Source organism: Pseudokineococcus sp. 1T1Z-3 (assembly GCF_037482365.1).
Lineage (GTDB): Bacteria > Actinomycetota > Actinomycetes > Actinomycetales > Quadrisphaeraceae > Pseudokineococcus.
In genome coordinates, this window is the sequence record NZ_JBBHZF010000004.1 from 36810 (window position 1) to 61781 (window position 24972).

Sequence of the window (24972 nt, forward strand, 5' to 3'; positions counted from 1 at the left end):
GGGCCTGCGGGACCTCTTCGGCGCCCACACCTACCGGCGGGTCGACGCCGAGGGCACCTACCACGTGCTCTGGAGCGGGGACCACTCCGAGGAGCGGCAGGACGTCCAGGGCGAGGGCTCGCACAGCCCGCACTGACGCCGACCCGCCGGACGGCCGCAGGGGCCCGCGGACGCCGTCACCCGGCGCCCGCGGGCCTCGTCGCCCCCGGCACGTCGACGACTACCTGCCAGAGATCGACGCCTCTTCCCGGCACGTCGACGACGACGTGCCGGGAAGGGCGTCGGCCGGGTCCGTGGGGCGCCGGGTGCGACGCAGGCGTCAGGCGCGGACGAGGTCGAGCAGGGCGAGGAAGCCGTCGACGTCCCAAGCGGCGCGGCCGACGAAGAGGCCGTCGACACCGGGGACGGCGAGCAGGTCGGGGGCGCCGGCCTGGTCCACCGACCCGCCGAAGAGGACGCCCGCGACCCGCCCGCCCACCTCGGCGACGAGCGGCTCGACGACCTCGGCGACCTCCTCGGGCCGCGCCGGGCGCCCGGCGGAGCCGATGGCCCAGACCGGCTCGTAGGCGACGACGACGCGGGCCGCCTGCTCGTCGGGCAGCGTGTCGACCACCTGGCGCACCTGCCGGACGACGTGCTCGACGTGACCGCCGCCGGTGCGCACCGCCGTCGGCTCCCCCACGCACAGCAGCGGCACGAGGCCGTGCCGCAGCGCCGCCCGGACCTTGAGCGCCACCCGGTGGTCGCTGTCCCCGAAGTGCTCTCGCCGCTCGGAGTGCCCGAGCTCGACGAGCCGGGCCCCGGCGTCGGCGACCTGCGGCACCGACACCTCACCCGTCCAGGCGCCGGCGTCCTCCCAGTGCGCGTCCTGCGCCCCGACGAGCACCTCGGGCGCGTGCTCGCGCAGCAGGCCCGCCACCTCGGCCAGCGCCGTCGTCGGCGGCACCACGAAGACCTGCGGCGCAGCCGCTGCTACGCCGCTGGCGCCCGCACCGGGGCCGAGGCCCCGCTCGACCAGCCCGTCGACGAGCCCGCGCGCCCACGCGAGCCCCTCGGCGCGCGTCTTGGTCATCTTCCAGCTCGTGCCCACCCACCGGACCCCCTGGGGCGGCAGCGGGACGGGCTGCGCGGCAGCCGCCCCCGTCGCCTCGCTCATCGGGGGCCGCCCTGAGCGCCCGCCGCCGCGGCGGCGTCGTCCGGGCGCACGTCCCCCACGACGGCGCGCACGACGAGCCCGAAGGACAGCGCGCCCGCGTCGGGCGTGCCGACGCTGCGCTCGCCGTGCGTGCGGGCCCGGCCGAGCGAGGCTGCGGAGCCGGCCGTGTCCTGCGCCGCCTGCGCCGCCGTCTGCGCCGCGCCGCGCCACCGTGCCAGCGGCGCGTCCTCGCCGGGGCCCTCGAGCGCCTCGACGAAGGGCACGACCGCGTCGACCATCGTCTTGTCGCCGACCTGCGCGCCGCCCAGGCGCAGCACCGCCTCGACGCCGGCCCGCACCGCCGCCGCGACGTCGTCGCCGCCCGGCGTCCGCTCGTCGCCGAGCGAGGTCCCGGCCGCCGTCAGGGCCGCCCCCCACAGCGCCCCGGAGGTGCCCCCGGCGCCCTCGGCCCACGCCTCGCCGGCGCGCACGAGCGTCGTGCCCGCGCCGGCACCCGCGTCCGCCGTCGAGCGGGCGGCCTCCGCCGCCGCCCGCATCCCCCGCGCCATCCCGATGCCGTGGTCGCCGTCCCCGGCGACGGCGTCGACCTCGCCGAGGCGGTCGGCGGCCGCGAGCACGACGTCACGGGCCGCCTCGACGCCGTCGGCGACCCGGGCGGCCGCCGCGCGCGAGTCCTCGGAGGCCTCGGGCACCGACCCGTCCTCGTCCTCGTCGGCCACCGGATCCGGCGCCTCCACGTCGGCCGCCACCGCGGGCCGGCGGTAGGCCGGTGCGTCGCAGGCCGCGCGCCAGTGCTCCTCCAGCTCCTCGTCGAGGTAGGCGACCGTCAACGACACCCCGGTCATGTCCAGGCTCGTCACGTGCTCGCCGACCTCGGGCCGGACGGTCGTGAGCCCGGCGTCGCGCAGCCGCTCGTCGACGCGGCGGTAGAGCACGAGCAGCTCCTCGCGGCCCGCCCCGCCGAGCCCGTTGAGCAGGACGGCGACGCGCCCGGCGTACCCGGTGGGGCCCTCCTCCCGCCCGGGCTGCTCGGCGAGGACGCCGTCGACGAGCAGGTCGGCGACCTCGTCAGCGCTCCCCAGCTCCCGCTCCTCCAGCCCGGGCTCGCCGTGGATGCCGAGGCCGATGCCCATCCGCCCCTGCGGCACGGTGAAGAGCGGCTCCGCGGCACCCGGCAGCGTGCACCCCGACATGGCCACGCCGAGGGTCTTCGTCCGTGCGTCGGCGCGCCGGGCCAGCGCCTCGACCTGGTCCAGCGGCAGCCCGGCCTCGGCCGCCGCCCCGGCGACCTTGAGGACGACGAGGTCGCCGGCGATGCCGCGCCGCCGGTGGGACTCCTCGGGCGGGGCCGAGGCGACGTCGTCGGCGATCGCGATCTCGCGCACGTCGACGCCCTCGCTGCGCAGCATCTCCGCGGCCAGGCCGAAGTGCAGGACGTCGCCGGCGTACCGGCCGTAGCCGAGAAGGACACCACCGCCCGTGCCGGCGGCCCTGGCCACGGCGCGGATCTGGGAGGCCGACGGCGAGGCGAAGACGCCGCCGCAGGCCGCTCCCGCGGCGAAGCCCTCGCCGACCCACCCGGCGAAGGCGGGGTAGTGGCCGCTGCCCCCGCCGACGACGAGCGAGACCGCCCCCTCGCCACCGGGCCGGGCGCGGACGACGCCGCCCCGGCAGCGGCGCAGGTGGGCGGGGTGGGCGGCGACGAGCCCGTCCACCGCCTCGGCGCCGAAGCGGTCCGGGTCGTTGACGAGCAGCGTCATGGGGACCTCCGTCGGTCCGTCGAGGACGCCGGAGCGGAGTCGCAACGGCGCGGCCCGCCGGATCCTATAGGACTGGTCGGTGCGCGACCTGCCGAGGTGACGCCCCGCGCTGCGCCGGTGGTGCGGCGTCCCCGACCGGGCCGCCCGCCCGCGGCGAGGACCCGCGGGCTCCTCGCGGTGACGGCGGCAGGAGCGCCGCCAGGTCCTCGGCGGTCAGGGCCGGCGAGAAGAGGAAGCCCTGCCCGTAGTGGATGCCGAGGCCGACGAGGCGCTCTCGCTGCTCGGGGGTCTCGACGCCCTCGGCCAGCACGTCCAGGTCCAGCGCCCGCGCCATGGCCGCGATGCCCGTCAGCAGCTGCAGGTCGTCCTGGCTGGCGATGACGAGCGAGCGGTCCAGCTTGAGCAGGGAGATCGGGAAGCGCTGCAGGTAGGTCAACGACGTGTACCCGACGCCGAAGTCGTCGAGGCTGAGGCGCACCCCGGTGCGCACCAGCCGGTCGAGCATGCGCGCGACCTCGACCGACTCGGGCACCTGCTCGTGCTCGGTGATCTCCAGCCGCAGCAGCCCGGCGGGGACGTCGTGGCGGCGCAGCGCGCGCGCCACCCGCACGTCGAGCCGGCCGTCGAGCAGCGTCGCCGCCGTCACGTTGACGCTCACGGGCACCGGCTGCAGGCCCAGCCGCCGCCACGAGCCGACCTGCGCGAGCGTCGCGTCGAGCACGAGGGCGTCCAGGTCCACCTCCCGACCGCCCTCGCGGACGACGTCGAGGAAGTCCGACGGCGGCAGCAGGCCGAGGTGGGGGTGGTGCCAGCGCACGAGCGCCTCCGAGCCGACCACCTGGCCGCTCTCCAGGCCGACCAGCGGCTGGTGGTGCGGCACCAGCCGGCCGACCCGCGCCGCGGGCGCCCCCTCGAGCAGCAGCCTGAGGTCCTCGGCGAGCCGCTGGCGCCGCTGCACGAGCGCGCGCATCCGGGGCCGGTAGGTCGTCACGCCGTCCTTGCCGGCCGCCTTCGCCGCGTACATGGCGATGTCGGCGCGGGTCAGCGCCTGCGGCAGCGAGGACGGCGCGACGACGCGCACGACGCCGACGCTCGCGCTGGTCCGCAGCTCCAGGCCGGCGACGTGCACGGGGCGCTGCAGCGCGGCGAGCACGCGGGCGGGCGTCGCGTCGGCGACGGACCGAGGAGGCCCGCCCGGCGGCTCACCGCACGGCGGGGCCTCGGGGGTGGCGCGCAGGAGGACGACGAACTCGTCCCCGCCGAGGCGGGCGACGACGGCGTCGCGTCCGGCCGACGCCCGCAACGTGTCCCCCACCGCGACGAGCAGCTCGTCGCCGACCTCGTGCCCGTGGGTGTCGTTGACCGCCTTGAAGTCGTCGAGGTCGACGAGGCACAGGACGAGGCCGCGTGGGTCGCGCAGCCGGTCGTCGAAGGCGGCGGCCAGCCCGCGGCGGTTGGGCAGGCCGGTCAGCTCGTCGTGCCCGGCGGCCCACTCGCTGGCGCGCAGGGCGACGACGCCCCGCAGCATCCCGAGCGCCGCGACCAGCGCTCCCGCGCAGACGAAGACGCCCGTCGGGAGGCCGGTGACGCCGAGGGAGCTCCCCACCGACCACAGCAGCGGCGCGGCGACGACGACGGGCACCAGCCCGAGCAGCTGGGCCGAGGCGGGCCTGCGCGCCGTGTGGCCGCGCAGGTCCAGCGCGCACGTCATGGACGGCAGCAGGGCGGCCCCGGCGAGGAGGCAGAACGCGGCGACCGCCACCGCCGCGTCGGGCCCGCCGGCGCCAGGCGGCTCGAGGGTCGAGACCTCGACGAGGTGGTAGCCCAGGCTCAGCAGGGCGCCGAGCACGAGGAGCCTCGTCGCCGCGGGGAGGTAGGCCCGGGTCAGCACGAAGCGGGTGACCAGGGCGAGGAGCAGGACGTCCGCCCCGGCCGTCGCGCCGCGCCCCGCCTGCTCCCAGGCGCCGTCGCGCAGCAGCAGCGCGAGGGCCTGGGCGAGCACGAGCGCCGTCGTCGTCAGGAGGATGACGACGTCCAGGCGTCCCCCTGCGCGCGACCACCGCCCGCCCCGGGGTCGAGCCGGCCCGCGCGCCCGTTGCCGCGCGAAGAGCCCGGCGACGAGGGCGGCACCGATGACCTGCCCCGTGACGAGCAGGACGCCGGGCCGCAGGGGGCCGAGGGCGCCGGTCACCGCCTGCGTGTGGGCGCTCGCCCAGCACGCCAGCATGCCGGCGAAGGCGAGCCACGGCAGGCGCCGCTGCGGACGGTGGCGCGCGACGCCGACGGCGACGGCCGCGACCGCGGCCCAGCCGGAGCCGACGAGCAGCACGGAGGACGCCGCCGGCGCGCCGGCGCGGGGCAGCACGAGCACCGCCCCGGCGAACGCGACGGCGACGACCACGACGACGAGGAGCGCCACGTCGACCCCGTGGCGCTCGAGGACCCGGCGCACCCGCGCAGCCACGGCACACCTCCGACCTCGCCCGGCGGCCACCCGTCGCAGCCGTCCTCCCCTCCTTCGGCCGGGGCCTGGCGGCTCTGACCGCCCGGGCGGCCACCTCCTGGATCTTGGCTGCCCCTCCACCCGCTCGGCCCCGCAGGAGGTCCGAGGACGGGCGGGAGGGGCCCGGAGAGGTGACGGACGGCCCGTTCGCCGGACAGGACCGTGCCGGGTGTGGTGTGGTCCGGCTGCGCCGCGACGGCGCCGCCCGGCAGAGGAGCCCGCATGAGCACGACCGACCCGTGGGCCGCCCCCACCCCCGACGCGCGCCCGGGCGAGCGGCCGCCGGAGGCCGGAGCCCAGGGCGGTCCGCCCGCGGGCCACGGCAGGACCATGACGGGACCGGTCGCGGCGGGAGGACGGCGCCGCTGGCCGCTGGTGCTCGCCCTCGTCGCGGGCGTCCTCGTCCTGCTCGGCCTGCTCGCCGCCGCGCTGTGGGGGGTCGCCCGCGCGGCGGACGCCCTGGCCGGGGAGGGCGGGTTCCTCGGCGTCGAGGAGGGCGAGGCCTACGGCGACAACCCCGTCCTCGACGCGTACTGGGACGACTGCGAGGCCGGCGACGGGATCGCCTGCGACGACCTCTACTACTCCTCGGGCACTGGCACCGAGTACGAGGACTTCGGCTGGACCTGCGGTGGACGCCTGTCGGGCTCGGCGGCGTCCGGGTGGTGCGAGGACGAGGACCTCGAGGCCCTTGCACCGGCCCGTGAGGGGAGCCGCTACGGCGACGACGACGTCCTGGACCGGTTGTGGGACCGGTGCGGCGAGGGCGACGGCGTGGCCTGCGACGAGCTGTACGCCACCGCCGAGCCGGGCAGCGACTACGAGGACTTCGGCCTGACCTGCGGGGACCGCTACTCCGCCCTGCGCGCGCCCGAGTTCTGCGCCGAGGCGCTGCGGTGAGGAGCTAGCCCAGCGCCCGGGTGCGCTGGGCGACGCCGGCCGGGCCGTAGGGGTAGTCGGCCGGGGTCGGGGCGCTGGCCTCCTCCAGCCGGGCCGTCTCGGCCTCGTCCAGGTGGAGGCCGACGGCCCCGAGGTTGCCCTCGAGCTGCTCGGGCGTGCGGACGCCGAGGACCACCGACGCGACGCCGGGCCGGTCGTGCAGCCACGCCAGCGCGACCTGGGCCATCGTCGCGCCGCGGGCCTCGGCGACCTCGCCCAGCGCCGCCAGGACCTCCCACGTCTGCTCGCGCGCGCTGCGCGGGCCGTAGGCCTCCATGCCGCGCCCGGGGTCCTCGCCGAGGCGCGTCGCCCCGGTGGGCCGGGCGTCGCGCCGGTACTTGCCGGTGAGCCAGCCGCCGGCGAGGGGGCTCCACGGCAGCAGCCCGAGACCACCTGCCCGGCAGGCGGGGACGATCTCGTACTCGGTCTCGCGGACGAGCAGGTTGTACTGCGGTTGGTGGCTGACGAGCGGGAAGCGCCCGGCTGCCAGCGCGACCATCGTGGCCGTCTGCCACCCGGTGTAGTTGGACAGGCCCGCGTAGCCGACCATGCCCGAGCGGACGGCGTCCTCGAGGAAGCCCGCGGTCTCCTCCATCGGGGTGACCTGCTCGTAGGCGTGCACCTGGTAGAGGTCGACGTGGTCGACGCCCAGGCGCCGCAGGGAGCGCTCCAGCGAGCGCCGCAGGTTGCGCCGGGAGCCTCCCGCGTCGCGCGGCTCCACCCCGCGGGAGGGGAAGCGGCCCTTCGTGGCGAGGACGACGCGGTCGCGGGTGCGTGAGCCCTGCGCCGCCAGCCAGCGGCCCACGACCGACTCCGACAGCCCACCCGCGTAGACGTCGGCCGTCTCCAGGACGACGCCGCCGGCGTCGACGTACTGCGACGTCATCCGGTGGCTGGTGGCCTCGTCGGCCTCCGCGCCGAAGGTCATGGTGCCGAGCGAGTAGGTCGAGACGGCCAGGCCGCTGCGGCCGAGGGGGCGGTGCTCCATCGCGGTGCTCCTCGTGGTGGGTGGGTCTGGTCTTCTCGTGCCGAGACGCCCGGCGGCTCAGGCGAAGCCGGCGTTCTCCCGCGGCGTGTAGTGCTCCTCCAGGAGCGCCGCCTCCTCGTCGGAGAGCCGCAGGTCGACGGCGGCGACGGCGTCGTCGAGGTGGTGGTCCTTCGTCGTCCCGACGACGGGCGCCGTCACCGCCGGGCGGCGCAGCACCCAGGCCAGGGCGACCTGGGCCTGCGGGACGCCGCGCTCGGCGGCCACCTGCGCGACGGCGTCGACGATGCGGCCGTCGTCGTCGCGGTAGAGGTCCTTGCCGAACTCGTCGGTGCCGCTGCGGTCGGTGGTCGAGTCCCAGGGCCGGGCGAGCCGGCCGCGGGCCAGCGGGCTCCACGGCAGCGTGCCCACGCCGGTGGCCTCGCAGTAGGGGAGCATCTCGCGCTCCTCCTCGCGCATGAGCAGGTTGTAGTGGTCCTGCATCGTCACGAAGGGCGTCCAGCCGCCGCGCTCGGCGGCCCGCTGCATCAGCTGGAACTGCCAGGCCCACATCGACGAGGCCCCGAGGTAGCGGGCCTTGCCGGCGCGCACGACGTCGTGCAGCGCCTCCATCGTCTCCTCGACCGGCGTCGCGGGGTCGAAACGATGGATCTGGTAGAGGTCGACGTGGTCGACGCCCAGGCGCCGCAGGCTGTGGTCGACCTCGGCGAGGATGGCCCGCCGCGAGAGCCCCGCGCCGTTGGGCCCGGGGCGCATCCGGCCGTGCACCTTGGTCGCGATGACCACGTCGTCGCGAGAGGCCATGTCGCGCAGCGCCTTCCCGACGATCTCCTCGCTCGTGCCGTCGGAGTAGACGTTGGCGGTGTCGAAGAAAGTGACACCCGCCTCCAGGGCCCGGCGGATCGACGCCCGGCTCTCCTCCTCGGGCATCGACCACGGGTGCCCACCGCGCTCGGGGACGCCGTAGCTCATGCACCCCAGGGCGATCCGCGAGACCTCCAGGCCGCTCGAGCCGAGCCGCACGTACTCCATGCCGTCCTCCTGACGCCGTCACCTGGTGCCGCGCCGGACCTCGGCCCGGCAGCCCGCCTGGCGGGGTGCTGGGCGCCGCGGTCCCGCGACGCCCAGCAGCCGACCACGTCGGACGGGCCGGCGCACGCCGGCGCCCGCCTCCCGGCCCGGCCGTCGCCTCAGGGCGCCAGGCCGGCCCGCACGACGAAGGTGGCGTCGGCCCGAGTGCCGGCCGAGCCGTCGAGCGCCTCGGCGAAGAGCCTGAAGTCGCGGTGCCGCAGCTGCAGGGAGCGGTCGCGCCACACCTGGAAGGAGGTGTTCTGTCCGGTCGCGCCCGCGACGGCCGCGTACGTCGCCCGGCCCGCGAAGGCGGCGCTGCCGTCGCCACGGGCCATGACGAGCGCGCCGGCGGTGCCGGCCGGCGCCGCCAGGAAGTGCCCGGGCCAGTCGACCGACTCGAACGAGACGCCGTCGGCCGAGGCCAGCCCGGCCCGCACGACCCAGGTGGTGCCCGCCTTGACCACGGCGCTGCTGCCCTCGCCGGCCTGGCGCAGGACGGCACCGAAGCTCTCGTGCTGCACGCGGTAGCCGGGGTAGTTCGAGGCCTCGAGGCCCACGGCCCGGCCCGGGGTCAGCGGCACCGTGCCGGTCGGCGGCGCCGGTGGGGTCCCCCCGCCCTGCACCTGCGAGGCGCTGCCGACCGTGACGAGGCCGGCGGCGCCGCGGCGGATCGTGAGCAGCTGGGCGGCGGAGGGGACGCCGGCGGTGTCGACGACGGTGAGCAGGTAGTCCCCCGGCGGCAGGGCGTTGACCGAGCTCGGCAGGGTCGCCGTCACGGTCGCGCCGCTCTGGCGGACCGAGAGCGGCACGCGCCGCTGGTCCGTGCTGATGCTGTGCGTGACGTTGCCGGCGGTGATGAGGGACGCCGAGCGGACGGCGCGCCCGTCCCCGATCGTCAGGGACAGGCGTCCGCCGTGCGTCGCCGAGCCGGAGATGGCCGTGATGGCCGGCCGGGAGGCCCAGCGCACCACCCCGTCACCGCCTCGGGTGAACAGGTGCGGCGGGTAGTACAGCTCGGCGTTGAGGTTGTCCTCCGGACCGGGGATCCCGCCGCCGCCGGTGAAGACGGCGCCGCTCGGCATGAGCACGGCGACCGAGTGGTAGGTCCGGGTGCGCGCCGCCCTCGCGGCGGGCCGCCACGTCCCCCGGGCCGGGTCCCAGATCTCCGCCTGCTTGACGGAGTTCGTCTCGCCGCCGTGGGTGCCGACGCGGGTGCCGCCGTTGGCCAGCACCTCGCCGGTCGGGAGCACGGTGAGGTTGAGCCAGTTGCGGTTCTCGGCCATCGAGCCGGTGGTGCGGATCCGCAGGCTGCGCCCGGAGGCGTCGACGACCGCCGCCGCGCGGGTCGCCGTCGAGCTGTCCTCGTTGAACGGCTGGCCGCCGCCGGCCACGAGGACCATCCCCGGGGCGTACATCACCTGCGAGCCGGAGATCTTCGGGTTGAAGGGCAGCGTCCCGACCTGGGTCACCGAGCCGTTGCCGGACGTGGACAGCCGCCACACCTGGTCCCCGGAGGTCCCGAGCACCCGGCCGTCCGGTCCGTTGTAGGCACGGGGGTACCACCAGCGGTTGTCCTGCGGCCCGAAGGCCATGGTGCTCCTGGCCCCGGTCAGGGCGGTCCAGGGCCGGGTGCCGTCACCGATCTCGGGGGTGATCGCGACGCCGGTGGTGACGGTGGGGCGCTCGTAGGCGCGGGTGTTGTAGTAGTCGGCGCCCCCGAGGACGAGGAGGCGGTCGTCGGGCAGGCGCAGCGTCGTCCCGTACCAGCGCTGGTAGATGAGGTTGGCGCCCATGGTCTGCGCCTTGGTGACGGGGTCGTAGAACATCGTCATCTGCGTCGAGTTGCCACCGACCATGACGATCCGACCGTCGGCCAGCGTCATCTGCCCGTTGCAGAAGCTGTCGTAGCGGTGCATCGACGGCGTCGAGGTGTGGGCGCCCCGGCCCGAGCCGGCGGCCACGTCCCAGTCGTCGTAGGAGGTGCCGCCCTGGCGCGCCGCGTCCAGCGGTGAGCCCCACGTCGTGAGGTGGCCGGTGCGCGAGACCTGCACGTGCAGGGGGATGAGGGGCCAGGCCACCTGGGGGCCGAACATGCCGCGGTCGGCGGCGTCGGCGCTCGGTGCGAGCATGCCGATGCCGGGGTCCGAGGCCTGGTTGAGCTGCACCGGCGTGGAGCCGACCGCGTAGGTGCCCGGTGCCGCGGCGCCGGCCCGGCGCGCCGTCGCGAGGCCGAGACCGCCTGCGCCGGCGAGGCAGACGCCCAGGCCGAGGCCCATGCCCAGCAGCGCCGAGCGGCGCGTGGGTGGGCGGTGGCCGGCGTCCGGTCCGCCGGCGGGGATGGGGGCACTCGTCAGCGGCGCCACGTCAGCTCCAAGGTCCTCGGCGGGCCCGGGTGGCGGCGCCGCGGTGACGCTATGGAGTCACGTACAGCCAGCACAAATGTGCGGCGACAAGATGGTCCGGAAGAACTACGTCATGTAGTCACCGCGTCGCGGGAAGGGCTCAGCGTGGTCACCGAGCGCGACCTCAGCAGCGGCGAGCGGGACCGACGACGGGACAGCCGGGTATTTCAGCGAGGGGCGTCGGTCGCCCCGGGGCCGGGGACGGGCTCGAAGAGGTCCTGGACGCCGAGCATCTCCAGGAGCTGGGCGACCTGCGGCGTGGCGCCGGCGAGCTGCGGGCGCTGCTCCGGGGCCGGCCGGCCGCGGGGGGCGGCCACCCGGAGCAGGAGGCCGAGCCCCTGGGTGTCGATGAAGGTGACCTCGCTGACGTCGATGCGGCGGACCCACGCGAGGTCGTCGGCAGGACGCCGGTCGAAGTGCTCGACGGAGGACAGGTCGACGTCGCCGCGCAGCACCAGGAGCGACTCCTCGGGCACGGCGAGGACCACGCCCTGGTCCTCGCGTGGTGAGGTGCTCGTCATCAGGTCTCCCGTGGTCGGTCCGCCGGTCCGTCGCTCCCCGGCCATGCCCCCGGCCGTCTTCCCCGACCATGGCCGGCGGCTCGCCGTGGCGGCGCCGGCGCCCACCGTAACGTCCACCCTCCGCCCGCGGGAGGGGCCTCTTCCGGTCGCCCTGGCCTTCCGCTGCCCTCGGCCGGCCCCGTGGGCCGTTGACCTCCCGACGTCCTCGTGACGTTCCGACCGGGGACGCCCAGCCGGGTGGGTCGTCGCCGGGGACCCGGCGACGCGTCCCCGGTCGGGCGCCAGCAGCACAGGCAGCGGTGAGGGGCCCAGACGACGACACCCCTGCCGGCACGTCTGCCGGCAGGGGTGTCGTCGTCGCTGTCTCAACGAGCGCGCCCGGAGGGACTCGAACCCCCAACCTTCTGATCCGTAGTCAGATGCTCTATCCGTTGAGCTACGGGCGCAGGCCTCGTGCTGAGGCGGGGCCGAGCGTACCCGCTCGTGCGCGGCAGCCGAAATCGCTTCCGGTGACGGCCGCTCGCGCAGGTGCTCCGGTCGGGGACGCGGCGAGCGCTTTGCCTGCCCGCGGCCGTCGTCTGTACGCTCGCGGGTGGAGGCGTCGCCTAGTGGCCTATGGCGCCCGCCTGCTAAGCGGGTTTGGGGTGATACCCCATCGCGGGTTCAAATCCCGCCGCCTCCGCTCACCGAGCAGCGCACGTCCCCCGGGACGTGCGCTGCTCGTGTCCGGGCCGCGAAGGGGGCTCGGCGGCGGCCACCAGCGGCGGGGGCCGACCGGCCGATCGCTCAGCCGCAGATGTCGTCGGCGCCGGAGCGGGCCTCGATGGTCGGGCCCGGCTCGGGCTCGGCCCGGTCGGGCAGCGGCTGGTCGCCGAGGCGGTTCGGCACCTCGACGACGTGGGGGGCGCCCGTCCCGAGGGTGACGACGACGACGTCACCGGACAGGGCCGGATCCTCCACCACGTTGGCGCCCGGGAACGCGGCGGCGACGGTCTCCGCGGCGTCCTCCTCGCCCGTGGCGTAGGTGACGCGGACGCCGTCGAGGACGCCCGCCTCGGCGTTGCCGGCGACGGGGACGGTGAAGCCCTGCAGCCGCAGGTCCTCCTGGGCCTCGCCGGCCCGGCCGCCCTCGCCGCTGCCGTTGTAGACCTCGACGGTGATGTCCGCCGGGCTCACCGTGAGCGCCGGGCCCACCCGGGCCGTCTCCGCCGGCTCGGGCTCCGGCTCGCTGCCGGGCAGCGGGGAGTCGGTGCGGATGCTCTCCCACAGCGCGTCCGCCTCCGGCGCCCACTGCAGCCGGTTGGGGTCGGGCGCGTACTCCTCGAAGGGGACGGTCACGAAGCTGATGTCCGCCGGCCGCAGGCCCGAGGCGCTCTGCGCCAGCCACGTGAGCTCGGACATGCTGGCGAGCGCGGGGTCGGTCGTCAAGGAGCTGGTCGCGGCGTCGAGGAAGCGCACGAGCCGGTCCGGGCGCAGCAGGACGCCGGCGCTCGTGACCTCCTGGACGACGGAGGAGAGGAACTGCTGCTGGCGGCCGATCCGGCCGATGTCGCTGCCCTCGGCGCCCGGCATGTTGTAGCGGGCGCGGACGTAGGCGAGGGCCTGGTCGCCGGACACGCGGCTGACGCCCGCGGGCAGGTCCAGGTGGCTCTTGGGGTCGACCACCGCCTCGGGCAGGCAGACCTCGACGCCGCCGAGGGCGTCGACCATGGCCTGGAAGCCGTCGAAGTCGACGACGGCGAAGTGGTCGACGCGCACGTCGGTGTTGAGCTCGACGGTCGCGATGGCGCAGGCCGGGCCTCCCTCGGCCAGCGCCGAGTTGAACATGGCCGTGCGGGTGCGGGGCGTGGCGCCCTCGGGCGTCCCGCACTCGGGCACCTGCACCATCGAGTCGCGCGGGATGCTCACGGCGACGGCGCTCTCGCGGTCGGCGGCGAGGTGGACCAGGAGGGTCGTGTCCGAGCCACCGCCGCCGATGTCGCCGCCGAAGGCGCCCGAGTCCTCGAGGGTTCCTCGGTCGTCGGAGCCCATGACGAGGATGTTCAACGCCCGGGTCTGGCGCTGCGGCTGCTGCTCGGTCTCCTCGACGTCGTCGTGGCGGTCCGGACGGTCGGTGCCGAGCACGGCGTCGACGTCGATGGCCGTGATGTTGCCCTGGAGGTGCGAGACCACGGTCGCGGCGGCGGCGGCGCCGACCACGCCGGCGCCGAGGACGACGGCACCCGCGGTCGCGACGACGCGCTGGGCGGTCGTCCGGCGACGCACGTGCCGTCCGGCGGGCCTGCGGCTCGAGGTCATCCTCGCTGGGCTCCTCTCGGCTCGGTGGTCGCGTCTTGCTCGGCCCGGTGCTGCTCTCCGGGAGTGCTGCGGCGGGTGCTGCCGCCCGACGGTCGTGCCGCCAGCACGTCGTGCCACCGGCACGGCGGTGCGGTCCTCGGCGTCTGGCCACGGTTCGCCGCGAGCGGATCTTACGTGGGCATCGGTCAGCGAGCCCTCACCCTGGAGCACAAGCCCTCGAGTGACCGGCCTTCGCGCAGAGCGGCGGTGAGGGCGACGGGCTCCCCGCCCTTGCTCCGGGTCTTTTCTCCGGGTCCCTCCTCCGGGTCCCTTCTCCGGGGCCCTGCTCGCGGCGCGCGGGCTGTCGTCGGCACCTGGCACAGTGCCCGGGCGTGGAGAGCTCTCGCCGTCGCACCGTCCTGATCGCCCTCCTGGGGACGATGGCCGCGGCCGCCGTCGCCGCGGGCGTCGTCGGCCTGCTCGGACGGGCGGACGCCGAGCGGGACGCCGCCGCCCGCGCCGCCGCGCAGGCGGTCGTCGACGGGTGGGGCGCGTGGCCGACGTCGCCGGCCCAGGTCGAGCCTGAGGGCGGCGGCACCGCCGACGACGTCGCGAGGGCCTACGCCCCCGTCGTCGCCGGCATGGGCGGGCGCCAGCCGGGCGTCGTGCTGGTCGACGTCGAGCGCGAGGAGGAGACGGCGGCGGCCACCCTCGAGGTGCGGTGGAGCCTGCCGGGGACGACCGAGGCCTGGGTGAGCGAGACGACCCTGCCGCTCACGGCGACCGGGGACGACCGCGACGCCGCGGGCTGGACCGCCACCTGGTCCGCCTCGGTCGTCGCCCCCGAGCTCACCGACGGCGACGCGCTGCGGCTGGACCGGGTGCGACCGGAGCGCGGCACGGTGCTCGACCGGGACGGCGCACCGCTGGTCGTCGACCGCCCCGTGGTCGACGTGCAGGTCGACCCGGCGCGGGTCGGGGACGCCGAGGCACTGGCCCAGCAGCTCTCGGAAGAGCTCGGCGTGGACGCCGCCTCGCTCGCCGAGCGGGTCGTGAGCGCGCCGGAGGGGCAGGCGGTCTCGGTCATCACCCTGCGGCAGGAGGCGTGGGACGCGGTGTCCGGCGTCGTCGGGTCGCTGCCGGGCGTCCAGGTGCTGCCCGGCGAGCGGCCGCTGGCCCCGACCACGGACTTCGCCCGCGCCCTGCTGGGGACGGTCGGCGACGCGACGGCCGAGGCCGTCCAGGCCTCGGACGGGCGGGTCGCGGCCGGGGACGCCGTCGGCCTGTCCGGCCTGCAGCTGCAGGAGGAGGGCCGGCTCGGCGGCGACGCCGGGACCCGGGTCGTCCGCGTGCCCGGAGGTGCCGACGACGCGACCGACGACGGGGCGAGCGACGCGGGGTCGGGCGACGGCGGGTCGGCGGACGACGCCCCCGACGAGGTGCTCTACGAGGTCGACGCCGTCGACGGCCAGGACGTCCAGGTCTCCCTCGACCAGGGCGTGCAGGTGGCGGCCGACGAGGCGCTCGCGGCGGGGACGCCAGGCGGCGGGCAGGGCGCGCTGGTCGTCGTCGACGCGGCGAGCGGTGACCTGCTCGCCGTCTCCTCCGCGCCGGCGTCGGGCTTGGACCGGGCGCTGCAGGGCAGGTACGCCCCCGGCTCGACCTTCAAGGCCGTCTCGACGCAGGCGCTGCTGGCCACCGGCCTCTCCCCCGACGACACGGTCCCGTGCCCGGCGTCCATCACGGTGAACGGGCGGACCTTCGTCAACGCCGACGACGCCGAGCTGGGGCCGGTGCCCTTCGCGCAGGACTTCGCCCAGTCGTGCAACACGGCGTTCGCCTCGCTCGCCGACGACCTGGACGCCGGGGCGCTGGCCGCCGCGGCCGAGCCCATGGGCCTCGGGATCGGGTGGGGCCTCGGCGTGCCCGTCTTCACCGGCGAGGTGCCGGAGGCGGCGACGCCGGACGTGCGGGCCGCCGAGATGATCGGCCAGGGCCAGGTGCTGGCGAGCCCGGCCGGCATGGCCGTCGCCACGGCGACGATCGCGCGGGGCGCGTGGGTCGCGCCGCGGCTGCTGCTCGACCCGGCGCCGTCCGCGGGGCAGACGCCGCCGGAGCCGGTGGCCGACCTCGCGGTCGTGCGCGACCTCATGCGTCTCGTCGCCAGCGAGGGCACGGCGGCCGGCGCGCTGGCCGACGTCCCGGGCGAGCCGGTCGGCGCGAAGACGGGCACGGCCGAGGTCGGGGAGGCCGGCCCGGACGGCCGGTTCCCGACCAACGCGTGGACGATCGCCTTCCAGCCCGGCACGGGCCCGGCCGGACCCGACGGCGCGGGCGTCGCCGTCGCCGTCGTCGTCGAGGGCGGCGAGCGCGGCAGCACCGCCGCCGCGCCCGTCGTCGCCGACCTCCTCACGCGCCTGGCCGCCCAGCCCTGACGCCCTCGCCTGCTCGGCGCGTCGACGCCAGGCCTCCGCCGGGCGGTCGCCGCAAGGGGCCGCGCCGCCCCAGCGCTACAGCCTCGGGTCCACCGGGTCAGACTCGAGGGCCAGGACGGCGACGGCCGCCTCGTGCACGCGCCACAGCGGCTCGCGGTCGAGCAGCCGGGTCAACGACTCGACGCCGAGGGCGTGCTCGCGCAGGGCGAGGGAGCGCTTGCGGCCCAGGTCGCGCTGGCGCAGCCGCGAGAGGTGCTCGGGCAGCAGGTAATCCGGGCCGTAGACCAGCCGGAGGTACTCCGGCCCCCGCACCTTCAGCGCGGGCTGCACGAGCCCGCGGGGCCCCCGCTGCAGCCCGACGACGGGCTTGACGACGGCGCCCTCGCCGCCGGCCGCGCACAGCTCCTCCCACCAGGCGACGCCCGCGGCGCACGAGGCCGCGTCACCGGTGTCGACGACGACGCGCTGGGTCGCCCGGAACCGCACCGGGTCGGCCGCCACGAGACGGTCGGCCCACGCCAGGTGCTGCAGGTGGTCGCGCGTCGCACCGAGGAGCCCCTCGGCCGCGAGCAGCGCGAAGGGCGCCAGCTGGACGCCGTCGAGCGATCCCGGCGTGTGGTCGGCGCCGGTGTACCGCCGGTAGGCCCGGGTGAAGGCCTCGGCCCCGTGGTGGCGCGCCCGGGTGCGCGAGAGCAGCTCGCCGACGTCGAGCCCTCGCGCCGCCGCGGTCTCCAGGACCTGCGCCGCGGCCGGCAGCAGGGCCCGGGCGGCGGCGCCGACGGCCGCGTAGGAGTCCCGCACGAGCTCCTCGGCCTTGGCCGTCCACGGCAGCAGCTCGCAGTCCAGCAGCAGCCACGACGTCCCGAGCTCCTCCCACAGGCCCGCCTGCGTGGCGGCGGCGCGCACCTGGCCGAGCAGCTCCTCCGCGAGCGGGCGCGGGAGGAAGGCCCGCCCGGTCCGGGTGAGGACGGCGCCGGTCTCCCCCACCGGCGCACCGAAGCGGGTGGTGGCCGCCTCCTGGTCGGCGGCCACGAGCACGAGCGCCCGCGAGCCCATGTGCTTCTCCTCGCACACCACCTGCTCCACCCCCTCGGCGGCGTAGGCCGCGAAGGCCTCGTCGGGGTGCTCCAGCAGGTCCGGGCGCCGGGAGGTCGCGACGGGGGCCGTCGTCGGCGGCAGGTGCACGAGCCAGCGTGGGTGGACGGCGAAGCGGCTGACCACCTCCAGCGCCCCGGCGGCCTGCTCGGCGCGCACCGAGACCCGTCCGTGGTGCGCCGTCTCGACGACGCGGCGGCCCAGGACGTCCTCGACGTCGAGCTCGTCCTCGCCGCGGTCCTGCGCGGCGCCCTCCGCGCCCGGGTCGCCCGGCGGGGCGAGCGGCCGCACGGGCTCGTACCAGACCTGCTCGGCGGGTACCTGCACGACCTCGCGCTCGGGCCAGCGCAGCGCCGAGAGCGAGCCGCCGAAGACGCAGCCGGTGTCCAGGCACATCGTCCGGTTCGTCCACTCCGGCTCGGGCACCGGCGTGTGCCCGTAGAGCACGGTCGCGGCGCCGCGGTAGTCGCGGGCCCACGGGTAGCGCACGGGCAGCCCGAGCTCGTCGGTCTCGCCCGTGGTGTCGCCGTAGAGGGCGAAGGAGCGCACGCGCCCCGACGCCCGGCCGGCGTAGGCCTCGGTCATGCCCGCGTGCGCGACGACGAGGTCGCCGCCGTCGAGCACGAGGTGGCTCACCAGCTCGCGGCACCACTCGCGCACCGCGACCCGGAAGTCCTCGGGCTCGGCGGCCAGCTGGGCGAGCGTCTCCGCGAGGCCGTGCCCCGTGGTGACCTCCGCGCCCGAGAGCGCGCGGACGAGCTTCGCCTCGTGGTTGCCGGGGACGACGAGCGCCGTGCCCGAGGCGTGCATGCCCATCGCGAGCCGCAGCACGCCCGGGGAGTCGGGGCCGCGGTCGACGAGATCCCCGAGCAGCACCACGCGGCGGCCCTGCGGGTGCACGGCGTCGACCGGCCGGCCCCTCTCGTCGCGCAGCAGCGTGTAGCCGAGCCGCCCGAGCAGCGCCTCCAGCTCGGCGCGGCAGCCGTGGACGTCGCCGACGACGTCGAAGGGCCCGCGCTCGTCCCGGCGGTCGACCAGCAGGCGTGTCCGCACGACGCGCGCGCCGGCCACCTCCTCCGGCGTGCGCAGCACGTGGACGGTGCGGAACCCCTCGCGCCCCAGCCCCCGCAGCGAACGACGCAGCTGGTCGCGCTGCCGCCGGACGACGTGCGCGCCGAAGGTCCGGTCCGCGCGGAGCTCGTTGCGCTGCAGGCACACCTGCTCGGGGACGTCGAGCACGACGGCCACCGGGAGCACGTCGTGGGCGCGGGCCAGCTCGACGAGGTGGCGCCGGGCCTCCCGCTGGACGTTGGTGGCGTCCACGACGGTGAGCCGGCCCGCGGCCAGGCGCTTGGCGACGACGTACGAGAGCAGGTCGAAGGCGTCCTTCGTCGCCGCCTGGTCGTTCTCGTCGCCGCTGACCATCCCGCGGCAGACGTCGCTGGAGACCACCTCGTAGGGGCCGAACGCCTCGCGACCGAAGGTGCTCTTGCCGGAGCCGGAGGCACCGACGAGGACGACCAGCGAGGTCTCGGGGACGGCCAGCTCGCGGACGGGCGCCTCGCGCGGGGCCTCGGCCGGCTCGGCCGGTCCCTCGCCGCTCACGCGGCGTCCTCCCGCTGGAGGACGAGCAGCTGGGTCGGCTGGCCGTGCTGCGGGTCGTCGTCGCCGATCCCGCTGTGCGCCACCGAGTACCCGTGCTCCTGTCCCACCCGGTGCGCCCAGGCGGCCAGCTCGGCCCGCGTCCACTCGAAACGGTGGTCGGGGTGACGGCGCTGGCCCTCGGCCAGCCCGTAGCCGGCGTTGCGCTCGACGTTGGGCGTGGTGAGGACGACGGCGCGTGGGCGGGCGGCGGCCAGGACGGCGCGCTCGAGCGCCGGCAGCCGCTCGGCGTCGACGTGCTCGAGCACCTCGACCAGCACCAGCGCGTCGTACCCGGCCAGCCGGCGGTCGCGGTAGGTCGCCGAGGACTGCAGCAGCCGGACGCGCTCGCGCTGGCGGTCCGGCATCCGCGCGAGGTCCAGCCGCCGGGCCGCACGGTCCAGCTCGGCGGCGGAGACGTCGGCTCCGACCACCTCGCGCACCCACGGCCGGGCGAGGAGGTCGGCGACGAGAGCGCCCTCGCCGCAGCCGAGGTCGACGACCCGCGCGGCCCCGAGCCGCTCCAGCTCCGCGAGCACCGCCTCCCGCCGCAGGACGGCGAGGGGACGCGCACGCGGCGCGTCGCCGTCGACCTCCGGCGCCGAGCGGCCCGGGGCGGGGTCGTCGGCGTCCGGCACCCCCTCCAGCGCGGCCAGCCGCGCGCTGGCGTCGTCGACGTAGGAGCGCTGGGACGCGAGGTAGCGCCGGGTCACCAGCTCACGCTCGGGGTGCTGCGGCAGCCACGTCCCCGCCGCCCGCAGCAGCTTGTCCACCTCCTCGGCGGAGACCCAGTAGTGCTTGGCGCCGGCGAGCACGGGCAGCAGCACGTACAGGTGGGTGAGCGCGTCGGCCAGCCGCAGCCGGCCCCGCAGGCGCAGGTCGACGACGCCGGCGTCCCCCCAGCGCGGCAACTGCGGGTCCAGCGGCACTGCCGCGGCGTCGACGTGCCAGCCGAGCGGGGCGAAGAGGCGCTCGGCGAGGTCTGCGCCGCCGCCGCCCGCGCCGGTTGCCGCGGCGGCCGGCACGTGCGCATCGAGGTCGAGCTCGGCGCCGACCAGATCGGGGCGGGCGTCGCAGCGTCCGCGCAGCGCCGTGGCGAGGACCCGCGCCATCGCCACCGCGAGCGCCGAGGAGCTGGCGTACGGGCGCTCGCTGACGTAGCGCCCCAGGGCCCAGCCCGGACGCCCCGCACCCCTGGCCTGCTCGACCGGGTCGACCTCGAGCAGCAGCGCCGCCGTGCACCGCTCGGGCGAGGCCTCGGGGTAGAAGACGGTCACCCGCCCGACCGGCAGGTCCGCGCCCTGCACCCGCGCGGGGTGCTTGTGCAGGAGGTAGCCCAGGTCGCTCGCGTCGGGCAGGGCCGGTGACGACGTCGCCGTGAGTGTGAGCAGCACGCCGTCATCCTGCCCGCCGCCCCGTCCGCCGTCGCCCGACTTCGTGGCAGACGGCGGACGGCGCCCTCTCAGGCCGAGCGCAGCAAGGTGAAGGAGCGGTCGCGGACGAAGAGCTCCTCGACCTCGCGGCCCACCTCCTGCTCGGGGTCGCTGGAGATCGCGAGCGTCCAGCGCCCGCCCGGCGCCTCGGGCACCGTGAAGTCGACCGGGCCGTCGGCCGCGTTGAGCAGCAGCAGGAAGGACGCGCCGGGCTCGGCCCCCTCGCCCGGGGACAGGCGGACGGCGATCGACTTGGCGCCGGCGTCCTCCCAGTCGCCGGCCTGCATGGCGGCGCCGTCGGCGCGCAGCAGGCCCACCGTGCGGGTCCCCGGGCCCTCGTCGCCGTACCAGCGCGGGCGCAGGACGGCGTTCTCGCGCCGCAGGGTGACGAGCTCGGCGGTGAAGGCCTGCAGCTCGCGGTCGGCCTCGTCCCAGTCGAACCACGAGATCGGGTCGTCCTGGCAGTAGGCGTTGTTGTTGCCGCCCTGGCTGCGGGCGATCTCGTCGCCGCCGAGGAGCATCGGGACGCCGGCCGAGAGCAGCAGCGTCGCCATCAGGTTGCGCCGCTGGCGGTCCCGCTGGGCGTCGACCTCCCGGTCCGCGGTGGGACCCTCGGCGCCGTTGTTGTCGCTGCGGTTGTCGCTCTCGCCGTCGGCGTTGTCCTCCCCGTTCGCCTCGTTGTGCTTCTCGGCGTACATCGTGAGGTCGGCGAGCGTGAAGCCGTCGTGGGCGGTGACGAAGTTGACGCTGCACAGCGCCGAGCGCCCGTCGCCCTCGTAGAGGTCGGGGCTGCCGGTGAGCCGCTGGGTGAGGGCGCCGAGCGCGCCGTCCTCCCCGCGCCAGAAGTCGCGGACGTCGTCGCGGAACTTCCCGTTCCACTCCGACCACCGCGCCGGGAAGCCGCCCACCTGGTAGCCGGCGACGTCCCAGGGCTCGGCGATGAGCTTGACCCGCGCGAGCACCGGGTCCTGGTGCACGAGGGAGAGGAAGGCGCTGTGCTTCTCGGCGTCGCCGTCCTGGCGCGTGAGCGTCGTGGCGAGGTCGAAGCGGAAGCCGTCGACGTGCATCTCGGTGACCCAGTAGCGCAACGAGTCCATGATGAGCTGCAGCGCGAAGGGGTGGCCGACGTTGAGGCTGTTGCCCGTGCCGGTCGTGTCGAAGTAGTGCTCGGGCTCCTCCTCGACCAGGCGGTAGGACGAGGCGTTGTCGATGCCCTTGAGCGAGAGGGTCGGCCCGAGGTGGTTGCCCTCGGCCGTGTGGTTGTAGACGACGTCGAGGATCACCTCGAGGCCCGCGGCGTGCAGCGCCTTGACGAGCGCCTTGAACTCGGCGACCTGCGCGCCGCCGTCGCCGGCCGAGGAGTACTCGTTGTGCGGGGCGAAGAAGCCGATGGAGTTGTAGCCCCAGTAGTTGCGCAGGCCCTTCTGCAGCAGGTGGCTGTCCTGGGCGAACTGGTGCACGGGCAGCAGCTCGACGGCCGTGACGCCGAGGTCGAGCAGGTGCGCGACCGCCGCCGGGTGGGCGAGCCCGGCGTAGGTGCCGCGGATCTCCTCCGGCACGTCGGGGTGGGTCTGGGTGAAGCCCTTGACGTGCACCTCGTAGACGACGGTCTCGGCCATCGGGGTGCGCGGCGGGGCGTCCTCGCCCCAGTCGAAGTCGTCGTCGACGACGACCCCGCGCGGGCAGGACGCCGCCGAGTCGGCCTCGTTGAGCGTCTCCGGCGCGTCGTGGTGGTGGCCGAAGACCTCCTCGCCCCAGGCCCACATGCCCTCGACGGCGCGGGCGTAGGGGTCGAGCAGCAGCTTGTGCGCGTTGTGCCGCAGGCCCTGCGCCGGGTCCCAGGGCCCGTGGACGCGCAGGCCGTAGCGGGTGCCGGGGCCGGCGTCGTCGACCAGGCCGTGGAAGACGTGGCCGGTCCGCTCGGTGAGCCGGACCCGCCGCTCCTCGGAGGGCTCCTCGGCGGTGCCGAACAGGCAGACCTCGACGGCGTCGGCGGTCTCGGAGTAGACGGCGACGTCGAGGACGCCGTCGCGCCACGTGGCGCCGAGGGGGTACGGGCGGGAGCGGGGTGAGGTCACAGGGGTCGATCCTGCGGCGCCGCAGGGCGCCTCGCGACCTGGCACGCCTCCCGGCCCCGCCATTAGCGTCGGGCCATGCGAGCAGCCCGCGTCGCCAGCCTCCTCGCCGCCGCCGTCGGCGCCGTCCTCCTCTTCGTGCCGGTGACGTGGGGCGGTTTCCGCTGCGGGTCCGCCGCGGTCCCGGGGCCGCCGCGGCTGGCGGACCTGTCCGCGGGCCTCGACGGAGTCGGAGGGATGGGCGGCGCCATCGTCGGGATGCAGGCGTGCCAGGGGGCGCTCGACTGGGTGCGACTGGTCGCCGTCGTCCTGCTCGCCGCGGGCGTCGTGGCCGTGCTGCTGCTCAGCTGGGCCCTGGGCCGTCGGCGGCGCGCCGAGGCCAGCACGGACGACGGCGTCCCGGCCCGCTGACGCGCTCCCGCAGGCCGGCCGGGCTCCCCCTCAGCGCCAGAGGCTCCGGGTCCGCCAGACCCGGGAGAGCGGCAGCACCTGGACGCCGTCGGCGAGCAGGTCCCGGCGTGCCACGCGCCGGGTGCGCAGCAGCATGGCCACGCCGACGGCCCAGACGAGGAACTGCAGGCTCATGGCGACCCGGAAGTCGGCCAGGGACGGCGTCTGGGCCCCGGCCAGCAGGTCCAGCACGACGCCGATGCCGAAGATGGTCAGCAGCGAGGCCGTGAAGCCGCCGGTGTTGACGACACCGGTCGCCGTGCCGAGGCGGTCGGGCGGGTTGTAGGTGCGGGCGAAGTCGAAGCCGACCATCGACCCGGGCCCGTTGACCGCCAGGACGAGCACCAGGGCGGCGACGAGCGGCAGCGGGGCGCCCCCGGGCCAGGCCAGGACGACGACCCAGGCCACCGCCGTCGTCCCCACGATGGCGAGCACGATGGTCGAGCGCCGCAGCGGGTGCAGGGCGGTGAGCCGCCCGACCGCCGGGCCGGTCGCGACGGCCCCGAGCACGAGCAGGGTGAGCATCGCGCCGGCGGTCACCGGCGGGAGCCCGAGCCCCTGCACCATGAAGGGGTACCCCCACAGCAGGGCGAAGACCATGCCCGAGAACTGCGACGTGAAGTGGGACCAGAAGCCGAGCCGCGTGCCCGGCTCGCGCCAGGCGAGGGCGACCTCGCGACGGACCTGGGCCAGGGACCGGCGCCGGCGGACCACGGCGACGTCCGGGGGCGCGTCGCGCAGGACGACGAGCACGAGCACCGCGACGAGGGCCCCCACCCCGGCGGCCCCGCCGAAGGCGACGGACCAGCCGGGACCGGCGAGCAGCGCCGTGAGCGGTATCGCCGAGAGCACCTGGCCCAGCTGCCCCAGCATCCCGGTCAGCTGGGTGATCACCGGGACCTGGCGGGCCGCGAACCAGGCGGGTACGAGCCGCAGGACGCTGATGAAGGTCATGGCGTCGCCGAGGCCGACGAGGACCCGGCCGGCGAAGGCGCCCGGCAGGTCGGTGACGACGGCGAGGACCGCCTGGCCGACGACCATGAGCAGGGCACCGCAGACGAGCAGCCGCTTGGTGCCGAAGCGGTCGACGAGGACCCCGACCGGCACCTGCATGAGGGCGTAGACGACGAGCTGGACGACGGCGAAGGCCGACAGCACCGCCGCGCCCGTCGAGAACCGCTCCAGCGCCGCGGGTCCGGCGACACCGAGCGAGGTGCGGTTGAAGACGGCGACGACGTAGGCGAGCACGCCGACCGCCCACACCACGGAGGCGCCTCCCCGGGGGCGCCGGCGCACCCGCCCTGCGGCGGACGTCGCGGCGCGGGCCGCGGCCGGCGGCCCCTCCGGGGGCACCACGCCGGGACCGGCGTCGACGGGCGCTCCCTCGTCCAGCCCCGCCTCGTCCAGCCCCACCTCGTCCAGTCCCGCCTCGTCCGGCGTGCTCTCGTCGCGCTCGGGCCGAGTCACGGCGCGCGCCGGTCGCCGCGCAGGACGTCGCGCGCCCCGCGGACGTGCTCGCGGGTCAGGGCGTCGAAGGCGCGCCCGTCACCCTCCGCCAGGGCGTCGCGCAGGGCCTGGTGCTCACGCACGGCGCGGTCCATGCGGGTGGCGCCGAGCCCCATCGTCGCCACGCCCATGCAGAGCTGGCGGTCCCGCAGCGAGGAGTACAGCCGCGCGAGGACGGCGTTGCCGGCGGCGTCGACGACGGCCTCGTGGAAGGAGCGGTCGGCCTCGACGAAGCCTGCGGTGTCCCCGCCCTCGCGCGCCCGTCGCATCGCCAGCACGTGGCCGTCGAGGACGGGGACGAGCTGGTCCGCGTGGTCCAGGGCCCGCGGCGCCGCCCACGTCTCGACGAGCTCGCGCGCCTCGAGGACGTCGCGCGCCTCGGCGTCGCTGACGGCCAGGACGAGGGCGCCGCGCTTGGGGAACAGCTCGACGAGCCGCTCGGCCTGCAGCCGCAGGAGCGCCTCGCGCACCGGGGTGCGGCTGACCCCGACGCGCTCGGCGACCTCGCCCTCCGTGACGAGCGTCCCCCCGGGGTAGGTGCCGTCGAGGATCCCGCGCTTGAGGACGGCGAAGACCCGGTCGGAGGCCGGCTCGGGCGGCCTCGGGAGCTCGGCAGCCACGGCCTCGGCAGGACTCATGATGCATCTATCGTGCACCTCAAGACCGTGGGCGTGGTCGCCTGTCTCGCCGAGCGGGACCGCGCCGGCACGAGCTCGCGTGCCC

Annotated in this window: 16 protein-coding genes and 2 tRNA genes; 4 read left to right on the forward strand and 14 right to left on the reverse strand. The window is 76.5% G+C overall.

Features of this window, described 5'->3' with window-relative positions; genetic code table 11:
• Positions 1-319: 319 nt before the first annotated feature.
• From WDV86_RS02155 to WDV86_RS02165, 3 genes are all read right to left on the reverse strand, one after another.
• A complete protein-coding gene (locus WDV86_RS02155; RefSeq protein WP_339565949.1) occupies positions 320-1156 on the reverse strand; it encodes a triose-phosphate isomerase in 837 nt (278 codons plus the stop codon).
• Positions 1153-2916 carry a dihydroxyacetone kinase family protein gene (locus WDV86_RS02160; protein ID WP_339565950.1) on the reverse strand — a complete coding sequence of 588 codons (1764 nt, stop codon included), beginning with the start codon at positions 2914-2916 and terminating at the stop codon, positions 1153-1155. Before WDV86_RS02160 ends, WDV86_RS02155 begins: the two co-directional genes overlap by 4 nt.
• A gap of 64 nt (positions 2917-2980) precedes the next feature.
• Positions 2981-5380 carry a putative bifunctional diguanylate cyclase/phosphodiesterase gene (locus tag WDV86_RS02165; protein WP_339565951.1) on the reverse strand — a complete coding sequence of 800 codons (2400 nt, stop codon included), beginning with the start codon at positions 5378-5380 and terminating at the stop codon, positions 2981-2983.
• A 261-nt stretch (positions 5381-5641) separates the two neighbouring features.
• Between WDV86_RS02165 and WDV86_RS02170 the strand changes: the two genes are divergently transcribed.
• Complete coding sequence (locus tag WDV86_RS02170; protein ID WP_339565952.1) at positions 5642-6319, forward strand: hypothetical protein; 678 nt, start codon at positions 5642-5644, stop codon at positions 6317-6319.
• A gap of 4 nt (positions 6320-6323) precedes the next feature.
• On the opposite strand, the gene WDV86_RS02175 is transcribed toward WDV86_RS02170, so the two are convergent.
• The 5 genes from WDV86_RS02175 to WDV86_RS02195 all read right to left on the reverse strand — a co-directional run bounded on the left by WDV86_RS02175 (position 6324) and on the right by WDV86_RS02195 (position 11783).
• Positions 6324-7346 (reverse strand): aldo/keto reductase, encoded by a 1023-nt coding sequence (locus WDV86_RS02175; RefSeq protein ID WP_339565953.1) that lies wholly within the window; start codon positions 7344-7346, stop codon positions 6324-6326.
• Positions 7347-7403: 57 nt separating this feature from the next.
• Positions 7404-8375 carry an aldo/keto reductase gene (locus WDV86_RS02180; RefSeq protein ID WP_339565954.1) on the reverse strand — a complete coding sequence of 324 codons (972 nt, stop codon included), beginning with the start codon at positions 8373-8375 and terminating at the stop codon, positions 7404-7406.
• A 158-nt stretch (positions 8376-8533) separates the two neighbouring features.
• Positions 8534-10777 (reverse strand): AbfB domain-containing protein, encoded by a 2244-nt coding sequence (locus WDV86_RS02185; RefSeq protein ID WP_339565955.1) that lies wholly within the window; start codon positions 10775-10777, stop codon positions 8534-8536.
• 206 nt (positions 10778-10983) lie between these two features.
• Entirely contained in the window at positions 10984-11337 is a 354-nt protein-coding gene (locus WDV86_RS02190; protein ID WP_339565956.1) for an STAS domain-containing protein, read from the reverse strand.
• Between the two features lie 373 nt (positions 11338-11710).
• Positions 11711-11783, reverse strand: a tRNA-Arg gene (locus WDV86_RS02195).
• Between the two features lie 148 nt (positions 11784-11931).
• Between WDV86_RS02195 and WDV86_RS02200 the strand changes: the two genes are divergently transcribed.
• Positions 11932-12019 (forward strand) — tRNA-Ser (locus WDV86_RS02200).
• Positions 12020-12123: 104 nt separating this feature from the next.
• Here the strand turns inward: WDV86_RS02200 and WDV86_RS02205 are convergent.
• Positions 12124-13635 carry an LCP family protein gene (locus WDV86_RS02205; RefSeq protein ID WP_339565957.1) on the reverse strand — a complete coding sequence of 504 codons (1512 nt, stop codon included), beginning with the start codon at positions 13633-13635 and terminating at the stop codon, positions 12124-12126.
• 371 nt (positions 13636-14006) lie between these two features.
• Here WDV86_RS02205 and WDV86_RS02210 point away from each other — a divergent pair, with 371 nt between their 5' ends.
• Positions 14007-16049: a penicillin-binding transpeptidase domain-containing protein gene (locus WDV86_RS02210; protein ID WP_339565958.1), complete on the forward strand. Its 2043-nt coding sequence runs from the start codon at positions 14007-14009 to the stop codon at positions 16047-16049.
• Between the two features lie 75 nt (positions 16050-16124).
• On the opposite strand, the gene WDV86_RS02215 is transcribed toward WDV86_RS02210, so the two are convergent.
• The 3 genes from WDV86_RS02215 to glgX all read right to left on the reverse strand — a co-directional run bounded on the left by WDV86_RS02215 (position 16125) and on the right by glgX (position 22296).
• Positions 16125-18749: a polynucleotide kinase-phosphatase gene (locus WDV86_RS02215; RefSeq protein ID WP_339565959.1), complete on the reverse strand. Its 2625-nt coding sequence runs from the start codon at positions 18747-18749 to the stop codon at positions 16125-16127.
• Positions 18746-20179 carry a 3' terminal RNA ribose 2'-O-methyltransferase Hen1 gene (locus WDV86_RS02220; protein ID WP_339565960.1) on the reverse strand — a complete coding sequence of 478 codons (1434 nt, stop codon included), beginning with the start codon at positions 20177-20179 and terminating at the stop codon, positions 18746-18748. Before WDV86_RS02220 ends, WDV86_RS02215 begins: the two co-directional genes overlap by 4 nt.
• Before the next feature lie 68 nt (positions 20180-20247).
• On the reverse strand, positions 20248-22296 hold the full coding sequence (gene glgX, locus WDV86_RS02225) for a glycogen debranching protein GlgX (RefSeq protein WP_339565961.1): 2049 nt from the start codon (positions 22294-22296) through the stop codon (positions 20248-20250).
• Between the two features lie 75 nt (positions 22297-22371).
• Here glgX and WDV86_RS02230 point away from each other — a divergent pair, with 75 nt between their 5' ends.
• Complete coding sequence (locus WDV86_RS02230) at positions 22372-22704, forward strand: hypothetical protein (RefSeq protein WP_339565962.1); 333 nt, start codon at positions 22372-22374, stop codon at positions 22702-22704.
• A gap of 30 nt (positions 22705-22734) precedes the next feature.
• On the opposite strand, the gene WDV86_RS02235 is transcribed toward WDV86_RS02230, so the two are convergent.
• Both WDV86_RS02235 and WDV86_RS02240 read right to left on the reverse strand, forming a co-directional pair.
• Positions 22735-24210, reverse strand: a complete 1476-nt coding sequence (locus WDV86_RS02235; protein ID WP_339565963.1) for an MFS transporter — start codon at positions 24208-24210, stop codon at positions 22735-22737.
• Positions 24207-24887, reverse strand: coding sequence for a GntR family transcriptional regulator (locus WDV86_RS02240; protein ID WP_339565964.1), 681 nt, complete (start codon positions 24885-24887; stop codon positions 24207-24209). Before WDV86_RS02240 ends, WDV86_RS02235 begins: the two co-directional genes overlap by 4 nt.
• Between the last annotated feature and the right edge of the window lie 85 nt (positions 24888-24972).